Raw genomic sequence first — 18925 nt, 5'->3', positions numbered from 1 at the left:
CTGTGCTGAGCGGGAGCTCGGCGCGACGCGTCGGCTTCCGCCATGTTCGAGGCTCGGCCATTGGCCGGTCATCGTCGAGGCGTTCCGCGCGGAGGCGTTCGACCTCTCGCCCGCTCCAGCCCTTGTCGCGCTCCCGTCCCGCCTCACTTCTCGCGGACGGAAAAAACGGCGATGAGGGGCGCGATGGCGGCTCAGGCGGCGAAATTCGAGATCACCGGCCGCGTCCAGGCGTCTTCTACCGCAAATGGGCGCAGGCGACCGCGAACGGACTCGGGCTGAGGGGCGTCGTCCGCAACATGTCGGACGGCTCCGTCGAAGCGGTTCTCGAAGGCCCCGAGGAGCGCATCGCGGCGTTTGCGGAAGCCGCGCTCGCGGGGCCGCCCGACGCCGAGGTGAAGACGGTCAGGCGGTCGGCCGCGCGCGGCGGCGATCTTCCCGCCGGCGCCGGCGTCGTGATCGGCGAGGACGGCTGAGCGCCGTCCGTCGGCCCGGCGGTCATTCCCGGGCGGCCGGCCCGAAGATCTCCTCGAACGTCTCCCGCATCGCCATGTCGACCTCGGCCATCGAGACCACCCGGCCGAGATCGGCAAGGCTCGTGACGCCATGGTCGCGCACGCCGCAGGGGACGATGCCGGCGTAATGCGACAGATCGGGCTCGACGTTGAGGCTGACGCCGTGGAGCGTCACCCAGCGCTTCACCCGCACGCCGATGGCCGCGATCTGTCCTCCGCGTCGCGGCCGCGCTCCGGCCGGCGCACCCAGACGCCGACGCGGTCCTCGCGCCGCTCGCCCGTCACGCCGAATCGGTCGAGAGTCGCGATCAGCCAGGCCTCGAGCGCGGCCACATAGGCGCGCAGGTCCGGCGCGCGGCGGCGCAGGTCGAGCATGGCGTAGGCGATGCGCTGCCCGGGGCCGTGATAGGTGTATTGCCCGCCGCGGCCCGTCTGGAACACCGGCAGCCGCTCCGGCTCGACGAGGTCGGCGGCCTTGGCGCTCGTGCCGGCGGTGTAGAGCGGCGGATGCTCCAGCAGCCAGACAAGCTCGCCCGCCTTTCCGTCGGCGATCGCGGCGGCGCGCGCCTCCATCTTGGCGAGCGCCTCCGCGTAAGTCACGAGACGGTCGCTGACGCGCCATTCGACCGGGGCTGAGCCGGGGGCTGGCGGAAACGTCGCGGGCAAAGCGGATCGGTCGGTTTTCAGCACGTGGTGAACCATGGATTAACCACGCGCGTGGTCATCTCGTCGTCAAGCGGCGCCTGCGTTCATGCGCGCCCCGGGAGACGTTTCGTGCCGCAGATCGACAAGGTCAACCTCGAGCTCTCGGTGGTGCTCGGATCGACCAGCATGCCGATCCACCAGCTCTTGAGAATGGGCCGCGGCGCGGTGATCGAGCTCGGCGCGAGCGAGGGCGACGCCGTGACGGTGCTCGCCAACGACCATCCGATCGCGCGCGGTTCGGTGTTCGTGAACGGCGACCGCATCGGCGTCGAGATCACCTCGATGATCGAACGCGACGCCAAGGGACGCACCGAGCGGACGCCGGCCGACCAGGCCGCCTGAGCGCTATCCCGCTCCATCCGGCGAACTTGCGCTTGTGGTCCCGGAACCGACCTGTTATCAGCACCGCCGTCGCGGTCGTGGCGGAACTGGTAGACGCGCAGCGTTGAGGTCGCTGTGGGGCAACCCGTGGAAGTTCGAGTCTTCTCGACCGCACCAAGCAAGCTGATCGCATCCGTAACCTCATGCGATCCCAAAACCCCCGGAGCCGAAACGCTCCGGGGGTTTTGCTTTTTCAGGGCCCTGGCGGGCGGCGGAGACTCCCGGCGTCAGCCGGCGGCGGCGAGCGGCGCGTCTTCGGCCAGCTCCGCCATGTCGAAGGACCGAATCCGCTCGAACTCAGCCTCCGCGATCGCCTCGTCGTCCCGGTCGGAGAGCGAGGAGACATCCCGGGCGAAGCGCCCATTCGGCCATGCGAAGATAGAGCACCGTGCCCTTGCGCGCGCCCTCGGCGAGATCCGCAAGGTGCCGCTCCTCCAGATTCGCCGAGCTGAGCGCTTCGAGGATCTGGTCGCCATGCGGCAGGGTCTCGTGCTGGTGCAGCACGAGGAACTTGGTGTTGTCGCGCGTCAGGAAGGCGCCGGTCAGGGCCTTGCGGACCCAAGGGCGCGCCGCACCGTTCGAGATGTTTTCGAGAATCGTCGCCGCGCCGAGGCGCACGAACGGCCGGTCGACAACCACGCGCTCGAAATAGGCGTGCCAGAGCTCCACGTCGAACGGCGCCGGCATCGGCTTCAGCCCGAGCTGATGCAGGTCGTTGGCGGCGACGAGGTAGTGCAGCTCCTCCTCGTTTGCGAAGTTCACGAGGAAGGCGCGGAGCCTGCGCCGCCGCGCGAGGTCGGCGTGCGCCGCCGCGCTCATGAAGTAGCGCTGCACGCCGCGCGTCAGGTGGTACTGGAACGAGAGGTAGCGGATGTATTGGTCGACCGTCGTCGCGCCGCCGTTCTTCAGGTAGCTCTCGAGCAGTTCGGCGAACAGCGCCTGGGCGTCCGCGATGCAGGTTTCGATTCGGGTCATCACGCTGCGCCCTGGATGTGGATGTCGCCGGTCCGCGCCGCTTTCGGGCGGACGGGAAGGTCATGCGTGTCGAGCAGCATGGTCTGGAGCCGGCCGGCGCTCTCGTCCTGGCTCCAGCGGCCGGTGCTCGTGAAGCCCTGGCGCTCGAAGAAGCGCACCAGCGCTTCCGAGGTTTGCATCAGGCAATAGCGCCATCCGGCCTCGACGGTTCGGACGCGGACGAAGGACACCAGGTCGACCGCATGCCGGCCGGAATGTCTGGGATCGCGGACGAGCCTGGTGCAGATGAGCGTCCGTCGGGCGCTGACGTTCAGGTCTTCGGCGATGGACTGAAAGTGCCGGGCTTTCGGATGGTTCGAGCCCACCAGCGGGCCGACGCGCATCGCCGCCGTCAGGCCGTCGCGGTCGACGGCGTAGAGGTTTACCGAGGAGAAGTCGGCGAGCTCCAGCAACGTCCCGGCGTCCCGCACGGCGGAGGCGTAGGGCTTGCCTTGTCCGGCGACGTATTGGCGGTGGCGGAGCGCGCCGATCGCTCTCAGGCGCGCATAGGTGTCGGCGATCCGCACATGCGGGAAGGCGGAATGCGCGACGAGCGCCTCCCGCAGCGGGCGCGGCTCGATCGGTTCCGACCGAGCGATTGAAGCCGGTCCGCCAAGCGACAGCGAGAACGCCGCTGCGGCGTACGATCCGGCCTCCCGCTCCGCATCTGCCGCCGCCGTGTTCGCGAGCTCCATTCAGCATCCTCCGGCGCAACTTGTGGTGTTTATCAAGGATGCGTGAGGCCGATCTTTGCGGGCGTCCCCCAAATGGGGGAGGTGGCCGTCGCGGAGGATGCTAAAAACTACGTACGTACTCCCCCGTTCTGCCAATCGGACGGAGATCCGGCGATGATGCGGCGGAGTTTCAGGGCGACGTTGCAGGCGGATAAGGGACGGCTCTCACGCGATGCTCGATCTCGTCGAGAGAATTTACGAAGCGGCCGCCATCCCGGAACTGTGGCCCGACGCCCTCGACGCCGTGACGACTCGGATCGGCGCCGCCGGCTGCACCATCATCACGATCGACCGCGCGGCGCCCGTCTGGGTGTCGTCGCCCGGCCTTCGAGCCGACGTGCGCGACTACTTCGAAAGCGGCTGGGCGCAGAAGAACGACCGGATGGAGAGGCTGTTGCGGGACGGCTATTCGGGCTTCGTGCGCGACGTCGACCTCTACACCCGTGACGAAGTGCAGAACCTGCCGATGGTGCAAGAGTTCCTGCGGCCGCGCGGCTACGGCTGGAGCGCCGCGCTCGCGACGCCCGTGCCGAGCGGCGAAATCCTGCTGTTCTCGATCGAGCAGATGTGGCGCGACGGGCCGATCTCCGACGACTCCATGCGGGTGCTCGAGGCGTTGCGCCCGCACATTTCGCGCTCGTCCTTGCTCACCGCGAAGCTGCGTTTCGAGCGCGCGCGCAGCGCCGTCGAGGCGTTCGCGGTCGCCGACATGCCGGCGGCGCTTGCGCGCGCCGACGGGCACGTGCTCGCCGCCAACGATCTGTTCGCGGCGCTTGGTCCGCAACTCGCCATCGGCGCCCGCAACCGGCTGCGGGTGGCGTTCGAGGGGGCGGCGGGCCTGATCGATGCCGCGCTCGCCCGCGCGCCGGGGCCTGGCGGACGCAAGCCGCCCTTGTCCGTCGCGATTCCGGCCGAAAGCGAGTCGCCGCCGCTGGTGGTCCACATCCTGCCGACCGAGGGCGCGGCCCGAGACCTCTTCGGCGCCCGGACCGCGCTGCTGCTCGTGACCCGCGTCGAGGCCGGATCTGCGCCGGACGCCGGGCTCCTGCGCGCCTTGTTCGACCTGACGCCGACCGAGGCGCGGGTTGCACAGGAATTGCTTGGCGGCGGTTCAGGCGACGAGGTCGCGCGCCGGCTCGGCATGGGTGGGGAAACGTTGCGCACGCACGTGAAATCCGTGCTGCGCAAGACCGGTTTCGGGCGGCGCGTCGAACTCGTGCGGTTTTTGGCCGGTCTGCCGTCTTTCGGATCTTGAGGGTTTTTGTGATGCGCGTGGGGGTTTGGGCGGCGGGGGTCGCCGCGGCGGTGTGGTGCGGCCCGTCGGCCGCTGTGGAAGGGCCCGCGGCCGCAGGGCCCATCGGCGGCACCGACATGCGCTCGGCGCTGCCGCTGCCGCCGGGGTTTTATGGCGGGACCGTCCAGGCCTATGCCGAAACCCGGGGCTTCGTGGACGGGAAGGGGAACCGCGTCTTCGGCCTCGAGGACGCCAAGCTGACGAAGGCGATCGGCGGGCCGTTCCTGATGTACGTGCCCGACGCGACCGTCTATGGCGGCTTGCTGACCTTCGGCGGGCTGCTGCCCTTCGTGCGCCAATGCGGCAAGCTGTTCGCGGGCCAGGATCGCGCCTGCGAAAACGGCATGGGCGATCCTTACGTCGAGGCCCATTGGAGCCGCTTCTTCGGGACATGGCGGCCGTCGAAGCACCCGGACGCCTATCCGATCCCCGAGGGCCTGTCGGTGCTCTTCGGTCTCGGAGCGGTGATTCCTGTCGGGGAGTACGACCACCGCGATCCGCGGGCGCAGGCGATCAGCGCCGGCACCGGGATCTGGGACGTGTCGCCGACCGTCGCGCTCACCTACACGACGCCGGCTTGGCTCGGGGAAGGCACCGAGTTCAGCGCCAAGCTCTTCTGGAACAATTATTTCGAGAACCGGAAGACCGACTACCGGACCGGCGACCTTGTCAATCTCGACTTCGCGGTGACGGAGCGGTTCGGTCCGCTGCAGGCGGGGCTTGCGGGCATCTACGCGTTCCAGCCCCAGGACGACCGCATCTCGGGCCGCCGCATTCCGCCGGACGGGCGCCGCGGCGAGCTTCTGCAGCTCGGCGGCGTCGCGGCCTACGACCTGCCGTCGCTCGGGACGTCGCTGAAGGTCAAGGCGACGACGACCGCGCACGCCGAGAACACGGTGCGCTACTGGTCCGTGGTGACCTCCTGGATCACCAAGTTCTGACGCGCTGAACGAGGCTGCGGCCGAGGCGCTCGTCGCCTCGGCGCGCGCCCGCGCCCCGCCTGGAGCGCGGCGAGGCGCCGGTCCGCGGCCGGTTGCCGAAGGCGCCCAAACCCCCTACACCCGGCGCGCGCCTCTCGCGTTTTCTCCAGATTTTCCAAAAGGCCCGCGATGAACGCTGACGCCGAAACGCGCGCCGTGTCCGACGCGGACGACGAGATCCGGGACGAGGACGGCCGCCTGATCCAGGCCTTCGTCGATCAGGTCGCCGCCGCGATCGGCGCGAATGACGCCGAGCGCGTGCGCGAGATCGCGGGCGACCTGCACGAATCCGACGTCGGCGACCTGATCGAGACGCTCGAGCCCGACGACCGCCCAAAGCTCGTCGAGCTGCTGGGCAAGGACTTCGACTTCACGGCGCTGACCGAGATCGACGAGACGGTCCGCGTCCAGCTGCTCGAGGAGTTGGCGCCGGAGACGGTCGCCGAGGGCGTGCGCGAGCTCGACTCCGACGACGCGGTCTACATTCTCGAGGACCTCGACGAGGAGGATCGCGCCAAGATCCTCGAGCAGATCCCCGCGCCCGAGCGCGTGGCGCTGACCCGCAGCCTCGATTATCCGGAAGACAGCGCCGGCCGGCGCATGCAGACCGAGTTCGTGGCCGCGCCCGAGTTCTGGACCGTCGGCCACACCATCGACTACGTCGCCGACGCCGAGAACCTGCCCGACACCTTCTACGAGATCTTCGTCGTCGACCCGACGTTCAAGCTCGTGGGCTCGGTTCCGCTCGACCGCCTGCTGCGCGCCAAACGCTCCAAGCTGCTTTCCGAGATCCTCGATGACGATCCGCGCACCATCAGCGCGACCGAGGACCAGGAAGACGCCGCCCGCACCTTCGAACGCTACAACCTCGTCTCGGCCGCCGTCGTCGACGACGCCGACCGGCTGGTGGGCGTGCTGACCGTCGACGACATCGTCGACGTCATCGAGGAGGAGGCCGACGAGGACCTTCGCGCGCTCGGCGGCGTCACCGGCGACGAGGAGATCTCCGACCCGGTGTTCTACACAGCGCGAAGCCGCATCCCCTGGCTGCTGATCAATCTCGTGACCGCGATCCTGTCGGCGAGCGTCATCGGGCTGTTCGAAGGGACCATCGAGCAGATGGTCGCGCTCGCCGTGCTGATGCCGATCGTCGCCTCGATGGGCGGCAACGCCGGGACGCAATCGATGACGGTCGCGGTGCGCGCGCTCGCGACCCGCGACATCGGCGGCCACAACGCCCGCCGCCTCGTGCGCCGCGAGACGCTTGTCGGGCTCGCCAACGGCGTGGTGCTGGCGATCCTGATCGCGCTCGCGGCGGGCTTCTGGTTCCAGAACCCGCGCAGCTCGGCGTGATCATCGGTTGCGCCATGGTGACCAACCTCGTCTTCGCCGGGCTGTTCGGCATCCTCATTCCGCTCACCCTCGACAAGCTGAAGGCCGATCCGGCCGTCGCCTCGGGCGTGTTCCTGACGACCGTCACCGACACGGTGGGCTTCTTCTCCTTCCTCGGTCTCGCCACCTGGTGGTTCGGCCTCGGCAAGTGATCGGGGCGCGGCGCGCGCCGGCATGGTGAGCGGCGCGTTAACGGTTTGGCAGCCATTGCGCCTTTAACCTTCCCTCAATCATGAAGGGAAGGAGCGAAATCCGTGCTCGATCCGATGATCGCCCGTCTCGGCGGCTGCCTGGTGTTCGCCGGCCTGTTCGGCGCTCTGATCGCAGTCGTGGCGCAGCCTCAGGCGCCCAAGCGCGACGTTTCGGCCGCCGCCGAGATCCATCACCGCGTGGCGTCGTCTTTGTTCGCGCGTCCGTGACGAGATTTGCTATCATGGCGCGGCTAGACTGACGCCTGAACGATTTTTCGGACCTTCGGGGGACAGCATGCGGAACCAGCGCGCGATCCGCGCCGCCATGGCGGCGGGAGCCTTCGCGGCGGCCTTCGGCCTCGGCGCCTGTTCGACCGTCGCGGGCGACGCCCAGACGGCGCGCAATGAGGCCGCGGCCTCGGGGGTCGAGCGCACGGCGCTCACCACCGAGACGCCGCTCGGCGTCGGCGCGGTTTCGCTGTCCACCGGCGTCGTGACGACCCCGGACGACCATCCGATCAAGGGGATCGACGTCTCCAAGTTCCAGGGGACGGTGAACTGGAGCGCGGTGCGCGGCTCGAACGTCTCCTTCGCCTTCATCAAGGCGACCGAGGGCGGCGACCGGGTCGACGACCGCTTCGCCGAGAACTGGGCCAACGCCCGCGCGGCCGGCGTGCCCCACGGGGCCTATCACTTCTATTATTTCTGCCGCACCGGCGCCGAGCAGGCCGCCTGGTTCATCCGCAACGTGCCGGCGGACCCGAACGCGCTTCCGCCCGTGCTCGACATGGAGTGGAACCATCTCTCGCCGAGCTGCAAGCGCCGGCCGGACCGCGTCGAGGTGCTGCGCGAGATGGGCGTGTTCCTGCGCATCGTCGAGAAGCACTACGGAAAGCGGCCGATCATCTATTCGAGCGTCGACTTCCACCGCGACCGGCTCGTGGGCGCGTTCCCCGGCCATCATCTGTGGCTGCGCAGCGTCGCCGGCCATCCGAGCCTGAAGTACCATGTCTCGACCAGCTTCTCGCTCTGGCAGCACACCGCGACCGGCCGCAATCCGGGCGTCGTCGGCAATGTCGACCAGAACGTCTACATGGGCACGGCCGAAAGCTGGCGCCGCCTCGCCGCGACCGGCTACTGATGCGGCGCGAAGCGTCTCGAACGTCACCGGTCACGTTCTTCCTCGCCGGTGCGGCAGCACGACGCCGCTTGCGGTTTCGCCAAACATCTTGCCGAAGCAGGCGCGGCGTGATCGGTTCCCCCGGACGACCGTTCCGGTCCGAAGGAGAGTGACGTCCGTGTCCGAACTCATCGAAAGCAGGCTCGACGAAATGGCGTCGAAGATCGCCATCCTCGAGGAGGAGATCGTCGGCCTCAAGAAGCGCGTGAAGATCGCCCGCCGTCAGGCCCGCAAGGCGACCGGCGCCGGCGCCGGCGGCAAGAAGAAAAAGAAGGCTGACGCCGAGTAAGGCGCCGCGAGGGCGGGCGCCTGCGGCGCGCCCGCCGGTCCCAAGCCATTCGCTAGTCCGGCCGGACCGTCGGCGACGCTTCGCGGCCGATGGTCCGGACCTTCGAAAGCGCTCGCCGGATCGCGGAGGCGATCGCGCTCGTCTGCGCGATCGAGGGCCGCTCCACGAAGACCCAGGACGCCCAACCGGCCGCGAGAGCGATCGGGAAGGAGAGGGCGAACACCGCCCAGGCCGACACGCCCGGCAGCGCGTAGACCACGGTCTGTTCGATCAGATAGCCCCAGACATAGAAGCCGTAGGACCAGACCCCGAGGCGCGCGAACGTCGCGGCGAGCGGCGGCGCGCAGAAGCCGATCCAGATGATGGCGTAGGCGAGCAGCGCCATTCCCGCGATCGCGGCGAGATTGGTGAAGCCGAGCGGGACGGCGACGAGCGTCACGATCAGCATCATGCGGCTCGAGACCGGAATGCGGTCGGCGAACACGCCCATGGCGATGCCGATGCCGAAGGTCGAGCAGAAGCGCACGAGATGATGCGGCCCGCCGAGCGCGAGGTGCTCCTCGCCGTTCCAGAACCACACGACGTTGACCGCGAGCGTCGCGACGAGGCCGAACAGCACCAGGCGCCTGAAGCGCAGCAGGCCGAGCGCGCCGATGACAGCGAGCACCACCGCGAAGACGAGCTCGTAATGGATCGTCCACAGCGGGATGAAGAGGATGCCGGGCTCGGGGTTCCGGTCAAAGACGCCCGGAAGCGCGGCGTTGACGTCGGCGAGCGTCGTGATCTTCATCACGAAGCCCGCGAGCGCCGGCGTGAAATAGGCGCCGGCGTCCTTCGACGTCACGAGCGGGCCGATCACCAGCGCGGCGAAGAGCGCCGAAACCAGGATCGCGGGGACGTAGCGGGTCAGGCGCGCCACGGTGAAGCGCAGCGCGTCGGGGCGGTCGATCAGGCTGCGGGTGAGCAGCAGGCCCGATAGGATGAAGAAGGCGTGGACGCCTTGGAAATCGAGCGTGAAGGCGAAGACGTGGAGGAAGTCCTCTGTCTTCAGGCCGGGGACCGCAGTGTACCAGGCGTGCGCGTGAAGCACCGCGGTCGCCGCGAAAATCCGCACGGCCGCAAGGTCGTTGCACGGCCGGAGAGGCATTCGGCGAGCGTGGGCGTCACGTCTTCTGGTCCTCGCAGGCGGCCGGATTGGGGGCGGCCGACGTCAGCCTAGGCGCAAGCGCGTGAATAAAACGTCGCGCCCGCCCGCCGTATCTCGCCGGCCGCCGGCGCATTAGACTCGCTCTACGCTCGGAGGCCCGATGTTCTTCGTCCTGTCCAAGGTTTTCGGCTTCGTGACCGCGCCGTCGAACGCGCTCGCGCTCGTCGGGCTTCTGGGCGTCGTCCTTGCGGCCTTCGGCGCGCGGGGCGCGGGTCTCGCTCTGATGGCGACGTCGATCCTGGGCCTTGTGGTCTTCGGCCTGTCGCCCGCCGCGAACCTTCTCCTGCTTCCGCTGGAGGAGCGGTTTCCGCGGACGCGGATCGACGCGGCGCCGGACGGGATCATCGTGCTCGGCGGCTCCTTCGACACGGTGGTGGCCGGGGCGCGGCGCGAGATCGCGCTCACCGAGGCCGCCGAGCGCCTGACCGAGATCGCCACGCTCGCGCGGCGGTGGCCGGAGGCGCGGATCGTGTTTTCGGGCGGCTCGGGCCAGATCATCTACGACGGCGCGACCGAGGCCGATCTCGCCGCGCGCGTGTTCGAAAGCTTCGGCGTCCCGGCCGAGCGCATGATCTTCGAGGGGCGCTCGCGCAACACCGTCGAGAACGCCCGCTTCACGCGCGAGCTGGTGACGCCTGCGCCGAACGAGCGCTGGCTCCTCGTCACCTCCGCCTATCACATGCCGCGGGCGGTGGGCTGCTTCCGCAAGGTCGGCTTCGACGTCGAGGCCTGGCCGGTCGACTTCCGCACGCGCGGCCCGGAGGACGCCGCGCGGCCGTTCTCCTCGGTCTCGGCCGGTCTTCGCCGGACCGACGTCGCGGTGCGCGAATGGGTCGGCCTTGTGACCTACTGGCTGCTCGGTTATGTGGTCGAGCCGTTGCCGCGGCCCGCAAAGGGCGACAGATGACACATCGCGCCGACGTTTCCTCCCGGGCGCTCTTTGGTTTCAGCGGCGCCGTCCAAGGCTCTTCATGACGACAGGTTCCGACCAGTCGGGCGCTCCGGCGCCCGAACCTTCCGCCGCCGCGCGAAGCCCGGGCCCTCGCGGCGCGACCGGCACGCACGGCGTCACGGCGTCGAAAGCCGCCGAAGAAAAGGAAGGCCATCAGGGATTCTGGACCCTGACGGTCGGCAGCGTCGGCGTCGTCTATGGCGACATCGGCACGAGCCCGCTCTATGCGATGCGCGAGTCGCTGCTCCATCTCGGCCACGCGCCGAGCGTGGAGGAGGTGATCGGCATCACCTCGCTGCTGATCTGGGCGCTGATCCTCATCGTGACCTTCAAATACGTGCTGATCCTGCTGAAGGCCGACAACCACGGCGAGGGCGGCACGCTCTCGCTCATGGCGCTCGCCCAGGAGGCGCTGGGCCGCCGCAGCCTGCCGCTGGTCGCGCTCGGCGTGGTGGGGGCGGCGCTCTTCTACGGCGACTCGATCATCACGCCGGCGGTGTCGGTGCTCTCGGCGACCGAAGGCCTCAAGGTCGCGAGCCCCGCCTTCGAGCATTACGTGCTGCCCCTGACGATCGCGATCATCGTCGGCCTCTACGCGATGCAGTCCTTCGGCACGGCCAAGGTCGCAACCTTCTTCGGTCCGGTCACGGTCATCTGGTTCCTGACGCTCGGCGCGCTCGGTCTGGTTCACATCTTCGACGCTCCGGTCGCGCTGTCGGCGCTCAATCCCTGGCATGCGCTCTGGTTCCTGATCGAGCACAAGTTCCTCGGCTTCGTGGTGCTCGGCGCGACCTTCCTCGCCGTCACCGGCGCCGAGGCGCTCTACGCCGACATGGGCCATTTCGGCCGCGGCCCGATCCGCACCGCGGGCTCGGCCTCGTGCTGCCGGCGCTCGTGCTCACTATCTCGGCCAGGCGGGCCTTGCGATCTCGAACCCTGCGGCGATCAAGGACCTGTTCTTCCTGATGGCTCCCGAATGGGGCCGGCTGGCGCTCGTGCTGTTCGCCTGCCTCGCCACCGGCATCGCCAGCCAGGCGGTGATTTCGGGGCCTATTCGCTGACACGGCAGGCGATGCAGCTCGGCCTGCTGCCCCATCTCGAGGTGCAGCACACCTCCGAGACCCAGCACGGCCAGATCTACATGCCCAGGTCAACTGGCTGATGCTCGCCGGCGTGCTGCTGCTGGTCATGACGTTCAAGACCTCGAGCAACCTCGCGGCCGCCTACGGCATCGCGGTCATGGGCACCATGATCGTCTCGACGCTCATGGCGACGCTCGTCATCGCCAAGCACTGGAAGTTCGGCTGGCCGCTCGCGATCGCGATGATGTCGCCGGTGCTGGTGGTGGACTTCACCTTCCTCGGCGCCAACCTGCTGAAGCTGCCGGACGGCGGCTACATCCCGCTGCTGTTCGGCGCCTGCATCGTCGTGCTGATGTGGACCTGGATCCGCGGCGTGAACTTCGTCGAGAGCCGCATCCAGCGCGAGGCGATCCCGCTCAAGGAGTTCGCCAAGTCGATGTCGACGAGCTCGGCGACCCGCGTGAAGGGCACGGCGATGTATCTCACCTCCTCGCCCGAGATCACGCCGCCGGCGCTGCTGCACAATCTCAAGCACAACAGGTGCTGCACGAGCGCAAACGGTCATCCTGAGCGTCCACACCACCAAACCAGCCGACGATCGACGACCGCGAGCGCATCCAGCTCAACCGCGTCTCGGAGGATTTCGCGACGCTCGAGGTGCGCTACGGCTTCATGGAGGATCCGAACCTTCCCCGCGCGCTCGCGCAGGCGAAGGAGCGGGGCTGCCCTCGACATGATGAAGACGTCGTTCTTCGTCGGGCGGCTCCTACCGGGCGTCGGCGAGCGTCGGCATGCCGCTCTGGCAGGACCACCTGTTCATCGGCCTCGTGCGCCAGTCCTTCGACGTGACCGAGTATTTCCGCATCCCCGCGGGCCGCGTGGTCGAGCTCGGGCAACCGATGGTGGTGTGAGGACAATGCCGGACAGTCCGCACGCCGGGCCCCTCATCACCGAGGCCTACCGCCAGGCCAACGCCGAGCTGCATGAGCGGACGCCGAACTACGGCGCCTACAGCGCGCGCTGGGCCGACGAGGTCCAGCGGCTGGTGGAGGAGTTCTCCGCGGCCGACGTGCTCGACTACGGCTGCGGCAAGGGCAAGCTCGCGGCGTCGCTGCCCGAAATCGCCTTCGTCGAATACGATCCCGCGGTGCCCGGCAAGGACGCGCCGCCGCCGGCCTGCGACCTCGTCGTCTGCACCGACGTTCTCGAGCACATCGAGCCGGAGCTTCTCGACAACGTCCTGGCGGACATCGCGCGGCTCGCCCGCAAGGCCGCGTCTCAACATCTCGACGCGCGCCGCCGGAAAGACGCTGCCGGACGGACGCAACGCCCATCTCATCGTCGAGCCGCCGGACTGGTGGCGGGCGCGGCTCGGGCGCATTTCGAGATCAAGGCGTGGCGCGTCGAGCCGGAGCGGTCCTGGGTGAACTGCGTCGTCGTGGCGGCGCGCTGAAGGGCGCCTGGCTCACGCCTCGGGCTCAGGCTTAGGCTCGTCCGTGCGGCAGGCCGATCCGGTAGATGCCCTTGAAGTCCTCCGGGTCGACCGGCTTGCCCTTGCGGTAGATCGAGACGCTTCCGCGCCGCGCGAGCCGCACGGCCGCGGCTTTCACGCCGGGAAGCCGGGCCTGCCAGTCGTCTTCGCCGCGCTGCCCTGCGGCCGCCTTTGCGGCCTCGGTCGGGCAGATGGTCTTGCCTTCGCCCCGCTCCTTGGCGAGCCGCAGCACGAGGTCCTCGATGGTCTCGCTCATGCGGCGGCTTCCGCGGGGGCGGGGGTCTGCCGAGCCATGCGGCGAGGTCGGCGCGGGCGCGGTCGGTCAGCATCCGCTTCTGGCCTGCGCCTTCATCGCGCCGCGCACGCGCGCGCCGTCGGGCGCGCGGATCGGCCCGTCGACCGGCGGAAACAGGCCGAAATTGACGTTCATCGGCTGGTAGCTCTTCGGGCCTTCGCCCTCGACGGTCAGATGGCCGCCCGTGATGTGGTTCAGCACCGCGCCGAGCGCCGTGGTGGCGGGCGGCGGGGCCATGCGCGCGCCGAGCCGCTCGGCGGCCGCGAACCGCCCCGCCAGCAGCCCGACGGCCGCGCTCTCCACATAGCCCTCGCAGCCGGTGATCTGGCCGGCGAAACGCAGCCGCGGCTGCGCCTTCAGCCGAAGCGCGCCGTCGAGCAGCTTGGGGCCGTTCAGATAGGTGTTGCGATGGAGGCCTCCGAGGCGGGCGAACTCGGCCGTCGCCAGTCCCGGGATGGTGCGGAACAGGCGGACCTGCTCGGCGTGGCGAAGCTTGGTCTGGAAGCCCACCATGTTGAACAGCGTGCCGAGCGCGTTGTCCTGCCGGAGCTGGACGACCGCATAGGGCTTCACGTCCGGCTGGTGCGCGTTGGTGAGGCCCATGGGCTTCATCGGCCCGTAGCGCAGCGTCTCGGGCCCGCGCTCGGCCATCACCTCGACGGGCAGGCAGCCGTCGAAATAGGGGGTGTTGGCCTCCCACTGCTTGAACGAGACCTTATCGCCCGCCACGAGGCCCGCCACGAAGGCCTCGTACTGCTCGCGCGTCATCGGGCAGTTGACGTAATCCGCGCCCGTGCCGCCCGGCCCGACCTTGTCGTAGCGCGACTGCCTCCAGGCAATTCCAAAATCGATCGAGTCGGCATGGACGATCGGCGCGATCGCGTCGAAGAAAGCGAGCTCGCCTTCGCCCGTAAGCTCCTGCACGGCGGTCGCGAGAGCCGGCGAGGTGAGGGGGCCGGTGGCGACGATCACGCTGTCCCAATCCGCGGGCGGCAGCCCCGCGACCTCGCCGCGCTCGATCGCGACGAGCGGGTGGGCTTCGAGCGCCGCGGTGACCGCCTGCGAAAAGGCCTCGCGGTCGACCGCGAGCGCGCCGCCGGCCGGCACCTGATTCCGGTCGGCCGAACCCATGATCAGCGAGCCCAGGCTCCGCATCTCCTGATGCAGCAGGCCGACCGCGTTCTGCTCAGCGTCGTCGGAGCGGAAGGAGTTCGAGCACACGAGCTCGGCGAGGCCGTCGCTCTGGTGCGCGTCGGTGCCGCGGTCGGGGCGCATCTCGTGGAGGACGACGGGAACGCCGGCTTCGGCGATCTGCCATGCGGCTTCCGAGCCGGCGAGGCCGCCGCCGACGATATGGATGGGATCAGGGCGCGCTGTCATGGGCGCATAGGTAACGGCGCGCGCCGTCGCCGCAACAAAAAAGCCCCGGCGTGGCCGGGGCTTTTCGTTTGGTCCGAGGCGTGCGCCTCTCAGAAGTACCGCGAGCGCGACGCGAAGGCGGCGCGGTCAGGGTTCCAGGCGCGGACGCGCCGGACGAGGTAGATCACCAGTTTGACGACGGGCAGCATGACGGAAGGTCCAATGACTTCAGGAGGATCAGGGCGCGGCCGTCCCGAGGCCGCGCAACTGAAGTCAGGCTACGCCTAAAGTTGTAGATCGACCATCGGGTCGGCCGCCATGCTGCATTGCACACATCGCATGCCGGGGCGCCAAGCCGCTGCCGCCAGAAACAAAAAAGCCCGGCGGGCCGGGGCTTTTCAGATCAGCCGGAGGCCGCGCGTCACGCGGCGGCCTGGATCGCCGCGCGGCGGGCGACGGCGTCGATTTCGAGCCAGGTCACGCCGATGTCGGCGCGCGAGCGAACGTCGAGGTCAGCGAGAGCGTTGTAGGTTTCGCGGTAAACCTTCCACGCGCGGTAGCGCTTGAGGAGGAAAGCCCAGAACAACATTTTCTTGCGTCCAGTTCAGCCGGCGGCTTTTTGGCCGGCGCCCCATGCGCCGGAGGTTTCGGAGCCGCCGTGTTTCGATAGAGGCAATATAGGCGCGCCGACCGGATTCCGGTCGGGCTGTTTCGGGAGTGCTGCTTTGCGCGGCAGGCATGGCGGAGGTAACCGCCACTTCATATTTAGACCGCCGTCTGCGTTCTCTGAAAAAAGAACGGAAATGGCCGCCCGGCGGCCTGATTTATCTGCCTATCAAATAGGCGTGCCGCGCTTTCAGGCTGCGCAGACCTATTCCGCGGCGTCTTTCATCGGGGCCTTGAGCGGGCGGCGCTCCAGCACTTCCTGAAGGAAATGGCCGGTGTGGCTGCCCTTCGCGGCGGCCACCTGCTCGGGCGTTCCGGCGGCGACGATCCGGCCGCCGCCGTCGCCGCCCTCGGGGCCGAGATCCACGATCCAGTCCGCGGTCTTGATCACCTCGAGGTTGTGCTCGATCACCGCGACCGTGTTGCCCTGGTCGACGAGCTCGTGCAGCACCTCGAGCAGTTTCGCCACGTCATGGAAGTGCAGGCCCGTGGTGGGCTCGTCGAGAATGTGTAGAGCGTGCGTCCGGTGGCGCGCTTCGACAGCTCCTTCGACAGCTTCACGCGCTGCGCCTCGCCGCCCGACAGCGTGGTGGCCTGCTGGCCGACCTTGACGTATCCGAGCCCGACGCGCGCCAGCGTCTCCATCTTCTCGCGGATCGACGGCACCGCCTTGAAGAACGTCACCGCCTCCTCGACCGTCATGTCGAGCACGTCGGCGATCGACTTGCCGCGATAGAGCACCTCGAGCGTCTCGCGGTCGTAGCGCTTGCCCTTGCAGACGTCGCAGGTGACGTAGACGTCGGGCAGGAAGTGCATCTCGATCTTGATGACGCCGTCGCCCTGGCAGGCCTCGCAGCGGCCGCCCTTCACGTTGAACGAGAAGCGCCCCGGCATGTAGCCGCGCGCCTTGGCCTCGGGCAGGCCGGCGAACCACTCCCGAATCGGCGTGAAGGCGCCGATATAGGTCGCCGGGTTCGAGCGGGGCGTCCGTCCGATCGGCGACTGGTCGATGTCGATGACCTTGTCGAGATGCTCGAAGCCCTCGATGCGCTCGTGGACGCCGGGGTTTTCGTTGGCGCCGTTGAGCTTTCGGGCCGCGGCCTTGAACAGCGTGTCGATCAGCAGCGTGGACTTGCCGCCGCCCGAGACGCCGGTGACGCAGGTGAACACGCCGAGCGGGATCTCGGCGGTCACGTCCTTGAGGTTGTTGGACTTCGCGCCGATGACCTTGAGGGTCTTCTTGGCGTTCGGCTTCCGACGGGTGGCGCGCGGCTGCACCATCATCTCGCCGGTGAGATACTTGCCCGTCAGGCTGTCAGGGTTCGCCATGACCTCCGCGGGCGTGCCGTGCGCCACGATCTCGCCGCCATGGACGCCGGCCGCGGGGCCGACGTCGACCACATAGTCGGCGAGTCGGATCGCGTCCTCGTCATGCTCGACGACGATGACGTGTTGCCGAGGTCGCGCAGGCGCTCGAGCGTCGTCAGCAGGCGGGCGTTGTCGCGCTGGTGCAGGCCGATCGACGGCTCGTCGAGCACATAGAGCACGCCCGTGAGGCCCGATCCGATCTGGGACGCGAGCCGGATGCGCTGGCTCTCGCCGCCCGAAAGCGAGCCGGAGCCGCGCGAGAGCGTGAGATAGTCGAGCCCGACGTCGACGAGGAACTTCAGGCGATCGCGGATCTCCTTGAGGATCCGGAACGCGATTTCGTTCTGCTTGGCCGTGAGGCGGTTGGGCAGGTCCTCGAACCAGCCATGCGCGGCCTTCACCGAGAGCGCCGAGGCGCGGCCGATGTGGCTGTCCGCCACCCGCACCGCCAACGCCTCGGGCTTCAGGCGAAAGCCCTCGCAGGCCAGGCACGCGACGTCCGACATGTAGCGGCCGATCTCCTCGCGCGCCCACTCGCTGTCGGTCTCCTTCCAGCGGCGCTCGAGGTTCACCACCACGCCCTCGAAGGTCTTGACCGTCTCGTAGGAGCGCAGGCCGTCGTCATAGACGAAGCGGACCTTGTCGTCGCCCGAGCCATAGAGAATGACGTTCTTCGCCTTCTCCGGAAGGTCCGCCCAGGGCTTCGTCAGCGAGAAGCCGTAGTGCTTGGCGAGCGCTTCGAGGGTCTGGAGATAATAGGGCGAGGTCGAGCGCGCCCAGGGCGCGATGGCGCCCTTGCGCAGCGTCAGCCCGCCGTCGGGAACCACGAGATTGGCGTCGACGCTCATCTCGGTGCCGAGGCCGTCGCAGGCCGGGCAGGCGCCGAAGGGATTGTTGAACGAGAACAGGCGCGGCTCGATCTCGGGAATCGTGAAGCCGGACACCGGGCAGGCGAATTTCTGGCTGAACGTCATCCGCCGCGGCTGGCCGTGCTCGTCCACGCCATCGGCGAACTCCGCGATCGCGATGCCGTCGGCGAGACCGAGCGCCTGCTCGAGGCTGTCGGCGAGGCGGCTGTTGATGTCGCCGCGGATGACCACGCGGTCCACCACCACGTCGATGTCGTGCTTCAGCTTCTTGTCGAGCGCGGGCGCGTCGGCGATCTCGTAGAAGGTCCCGTCGACCTTCAGGCGCTGAAAGCCTTTCTTCTGGAACTCGGCGATCTCCTTGCGGTACTCGCCCTTGCGGCCGCGCACCACGGGCGCGAGCAGATAGAGCCGCGAGCCCTCGGGCAGCGCCTTGAGGCGATCGACCATCTGGCTGACGGTCTGGCTTTCGATCGGCAGGCCGGTTGCCGGCGAATACGGGATGCCGACGCGCGCCCAGAGCAGGCGCATGTAGTCGTGGATCTCGGTGACGGTGCCGACCGTCGAGCGCGGGTTCTTGGACGTCGTCTTCTGCTCGATCGAGATGGCGGGCGACAGGCCGTCGATCTGGTCGACGTCCGGCTTCTGCATCATCTCGAGGAACTGGCGGGCGTAGGCCGAGAGGCTCTCGACATAGCGGCGCTGGCCTTCGGCGTAGATCGTGTCGAAGGCGAGCGAGGATTTTCCCGAGCCCGACAGGCCGGTGAACACGACGAGCCGGTCACGCGGGATGTCGAGGTCGACGTTCTTGAGATTGTGCTCGCGCGCGCCGCGGATCGAGATCATGCGCTGGTCGCGCGGGGCCGCAGGCGCGCGCCCGGCGGCCTTGTCGAAGGCGGCTTCGAGCGCGGCGGCCGACGACTTGCCGGCGCTTGCGCGCTTGGGCGGCGTCTTCGTCTCGCTTGG

14 protein-coding genes, 1 tRNA gene and 5 pseudogenes are annotated in these 18925 nt (G+C 68.7%); 12 read left to right on the top strand and 8 right to left on the bottom strand.

Going from position 1 to position 18925, the window contains the following annotated elements; translation table 11 throughout:
* Nucleotides 1-2: 2 nt before the first annotated feature.
* Nucleotides 3-473: an acylphosphatase gene (locus K6K41_RS01170; protein WP_261403591.1), complete on the top strand. Its 471-nt coding sequence runs from the start codon at nt 3-5 to the stop codon at nt 471-473.
* 22 nt (nt 474-495) lie between these two features.
* Here K6K41_RS01170 and lipB read toward each other — a convergent pair.
* Nucleotides 496-1214 (bottom strand): annotated as a pseudogene (gene lipB, locus K6K41_RS01165) (lipoyl(octanoyl) transferase LipB).
* Nucleotides 1215-1286: 72 nt separating this feature from the next.
* On the opposite strand from lipB, the gene K6K41_RS01160 reads away from it, so the two are divergent.
* Entirely contained in the window at nt 1287-1559 is a 273-nt protein-coding gene (locus tag K6K41_RS01160) for a FliM/FliN family flagellar motor switch protein (protein ID WP_261403590.1), read from the top strand.
* 71 nt (nt 1560-1630) lie between these two features.
* Nucleotides 1631-1715: transfer RNA gene (locus K6K41_RS01155), tRNA-Leu, on the top strand.
* A gap of 180 nt (nt 1716-1895) precedes the next feature.
* Here K6K41_RS01155 and K6K41_RS01150 read toward each other — a convergent pair.
* Both K6K41_RS01150 and K6K41_RS01145 read right to left on the bottom strand, forming a co-directional pair.
* A complete protein-coding gene (locus K6K41_RS01150) occupies nt 1896-2573 on the bottom strand; it encodes an iron-containing redox enzyme family protein (protein WP_261403589.1) in 678 nt (225 codons plus the stop codon).
* Nucleotides 2573-3307 carry a hypothetical protein gene (locus K6K41_RS01145; RefSeq protein ID WP_261403588.1) on the bottom strand — a complete coding sequence of 245 codons (735 nt, stop codon included), beginning with the start codon at nt 3305-3307 and terminating at the stop codon, nt 2573-2575. The genes K6K41_RS01150 and K6K41_RS01145 overlap by 1 nt, the downstream gene beginning before the upstream one ends.
* A 211-nt stretch (nt 3308-3518) precedes the next feature.
* Between K6K41_RS01145 and K6K41_RS01140 the strand changes: the two genes are divergently transcribed.
* The 6 genes and pseudogenes from K6K41_RS01140 to K6K41_RS01115 all read left to right on the top strand — a co-directional run bounded on the left by K6K41_RS01140 (nt 3519) and on the right by K6K41_RS01115 (nt 8672).
* The gene (locus K6K41_RS01140; RefSeq protein WP_261403587.1) at nt 3519-4601 is read left to right on the top strand and encodes a helix-turn-helix transcriptional regulator; all 1083 of its coding nucleotides are present in this window, start codon (nt 3519-3521) and stop codon (nt 4599-4601) included.
* A gap of 11 nt (nt 4602-4612) precedes the next feature.
* Nucleotides 4613-5581, top strand: a complete 969-nt coding sequence (locus K6K41_RS01135; protein ID WP_261403586.1) for a SphA family protein — start codon at nt 4613-4615, stop codon at nt 5579-5581.
* Nucleotides 5582-5749: 168 nt separating this feature from the next.
* Nucleotides 5750-7164: pseudogene (gene mgtE, locus K6K41_RS01130) on the top strand (magnesium transporter).
* 102 nt (nt 7165-7266) lie between these two features.
* A complete protein-coding gene (locus tag K6K41_RS01125; RefSeq protein ID WP_261403585.1) occupies nt 7267-7431 on the top strand; it encodes a hypothetical protein in 165 nt (54 codons plus the stop codon).
* Nucleotides 7432-7498: 67 nt separating this feature from the next.
* Nucleotides 7499-8344 carry a glycoside hydrolase family 25 protein gene (locus K6K41_RS01120; protein WP_261403584.1) on the top strand — a complete coding sequence of 282 codons (846 nt, stop codon included), beginning with the start codon at nt 7499-7501 and terminating at the stop codon, nt 8342-8344.
* A gap of 157 nt (nt 8345-8501) precedes the next feature.
* A complete protein-coding gene (locus K6K41_RS01115; protein ID WP_261403583.1) occupies nt 8502-8672 on the top strand; it encodes a hypothetical protein in 171 nt (56 codons plus the stop codon).
* 52 nt (nt 8673-8724) lie between these two features.
* On the opposite strand, the gene K6K41_RS01110 is transcribed toward K6K41_RS01115, so the two are convergent.
* Nucleotides 8725-9819 (bottom strand): acyltransferase family protein, encoded by a 1095-nt coding sequence (locus K6K41_RS01110; RefSeq protein WP_261403582.1) that lies wholly within the window; start codon nt 9817-9819, stop codon nt 8725-8727.
* 160 nt (nt 9820-9979) lie between these two features.
* On the opposite strand from K6K41_RS01110, the gene K6K41_RS01105 reads away from it, so the two are divergent.
* The 3 genes and pseudogenes from K6K41_RS01105 (at nt 9980) to K6K41_RS01095 (ending at nt 13366) form a co-directional block, all read left to right on the top strand.
* The gene (locus K6K41_RS01105; protein WP_261403581.1) at nt 9980-10786 is read left to right on the top strand and encodes a YdcF family protein; all 807 of its coding nucleotides are present in this window, start codon (nt 9980-9982) and stop codon (nt 10784-10786) included.
* A gap of 64 nt (nt 10787-10850) precedes the next feature.
* Nucleotides 10851-12824, top strand: a pseudogene (locus tag K6K41_RS01100) (potassium transporter Kup).
* 5 nt (nt 12825-12829) lie between these two features.
* On the top strand, nt 12830-13366 hold the full coding sequence (locus K6K41_RS01095; protein WP_261403580.1) for a class I SAM-dependent methyltransferase: 537 nt from the start codon (nt 12830-12832) through the stop codon (nt 13364-13366).
* 31 nt (nt 13367-13397) lie between these two features.
* Here the strand turns inward: K6K41_RS01095 and K6K41_RS01090 are convergent, their stop codons facing one another.
* The 4 genes and pseudogenes from K6K41_RS01090 to uvrA form a co-directional block, all read right to left on the bottom strand.
* The gene (locus tag K6K41_RS01090) at nt 13398-13661 is read right to left on the bottom strand and encodes a DUF3253 domain-containing protein (protein WP_261405878.1); all 264 of its coding nucleotides are present in this window, start codon (nt 13659-13661) and stop codon (nt 13398-13400) included.
* Between the two features lie 13 nt (nt 13662-13674).
* Nucleotides 13675-15080, bottom strand: a pseudogene (gene trmFO, locus K6K41_RS01085) (methylenetetrahydrofolate--tRNA-(uracil(54)-C(5))-methyltransferase (FADH(2)-oxidizing) TrmFO); the annotation flags it as partial.
* Nucleotides 15081-15480: 400 nt separating this feature from the next.
* On the bottom strand, nt 15481-15648 hold the full coding sequence (locus tag K6K41_RS01080; RefSeq protein WP_261403579.1) for a DUF1127 domain-containing protein: 168 nt from the start codon (nt 15646-15648) through the stop codon (nt 15481-15483).
* A gap of 282 nt (nt 15649-15930) precedes the next feature.
* A pseudogene (gene uvrA / locus K6K41_RS01075) lies at nt 15931-18805 on the bottom strand (excinuclease ABC subunit UvrA).
* Between the last annotated feature and the right edge of the window lie 120 nt (nt 18806-18925).

This window comes from Chenggangzhangella methanolivorans, from assembly GCF_019797865.1.
Taxonomy (GTDB): domain Bacteria; phylum Pseudomonadota; class Alphaproteobacteria; order Rhizobiales; family Methylopilaceae; genus Methylopila; species Methylopila methanolivorans.
The sequence above is the reverse complement of the archived record's forward strand: the minus strand, read 5'-3'. Positions and strand labels throughout refer to the sequence as shown.

What these genes read in the sequence shown, in the direction of transcription:
- K6K41_RS01150 (WP_261403589.1), bottom strand. Translation starts at nt 2,573, where the DNA reads ATGACCCGAATCGAAACCTGCATCGCGGACGCCCAGGCGCTGTTCGCC.
- K6K41_RS01145 (WP_261403588.1), bottom strand. Translation starts at nt 3,307, where the DNA reads ATGGAGCTCGCGAACACGGCGGCGGCAGATGCGGAGCGGGAGGCCGGA.
- K6K41_RS01140 (WP_261403587.1), top strand. Translation starts at nt 3,519, where the DNA reads ATGCTCGATCTCGTCGAGAGAATTTACGAAGCGGCCGCCATCCCGGAA.
- K6K41_RS01135 (WP_261403586.1), top strand. Translation starts at nt 4,613, where the DNA reads ATGCGCGTGGGGGTTTGGGCGGCGGGGGTCGCCGCGGCGGTGTGGTGC.
- K6K41_RS01120 (WP_261403584.1), top strand. Translation starts at nt 7,499, where the DNA reads ATGCGGAACCAGCGCGCGATCCGCGCCGCCATGGCGGCGGGAGCCTTC.
- K6K41_RS01110 (WP_261403582.1), bottom strand. Translation starts at nt 9,819, where the DNA reads ATGCCTCTCCGGCCGTGCAACGACCTTGCGGCCGTGCGGATTTTCGCG.
- K6K41_RS01105 (WP_261403581.1), top strand. Translation starts at nt 9,980, where the DNA reads ATGTTCTTCGTCCTGTCCAAGGTTTTCGGCTTCGTGACCGCGCCGTCG.
- K6K41_RS01095 (WP_261403580.1), top strand. Translation starts at nt 12,830, where the DNA reads ATGCCGGACAGTCCGCACGCCGGGCCCCTCATCACCGAGGCCTACCGC.
- K6K41_RS01090 (WP_261405878.1), bottom strand. Translation starts at nt 13,661, where the DNA reads ATGAGCGAGACCATCGAGGACCTCGTGCTGCGGCTCGCCAAGGAGCGG.
- K6K41_RS01080 (WP_261403579.1), bottom strand. Translation starts at nt 15,648, where the DNA reads ATGTTGTTCTGGGCTTTCCTCCTCAAGCGCTACCGCGCGTGGAAGGTT.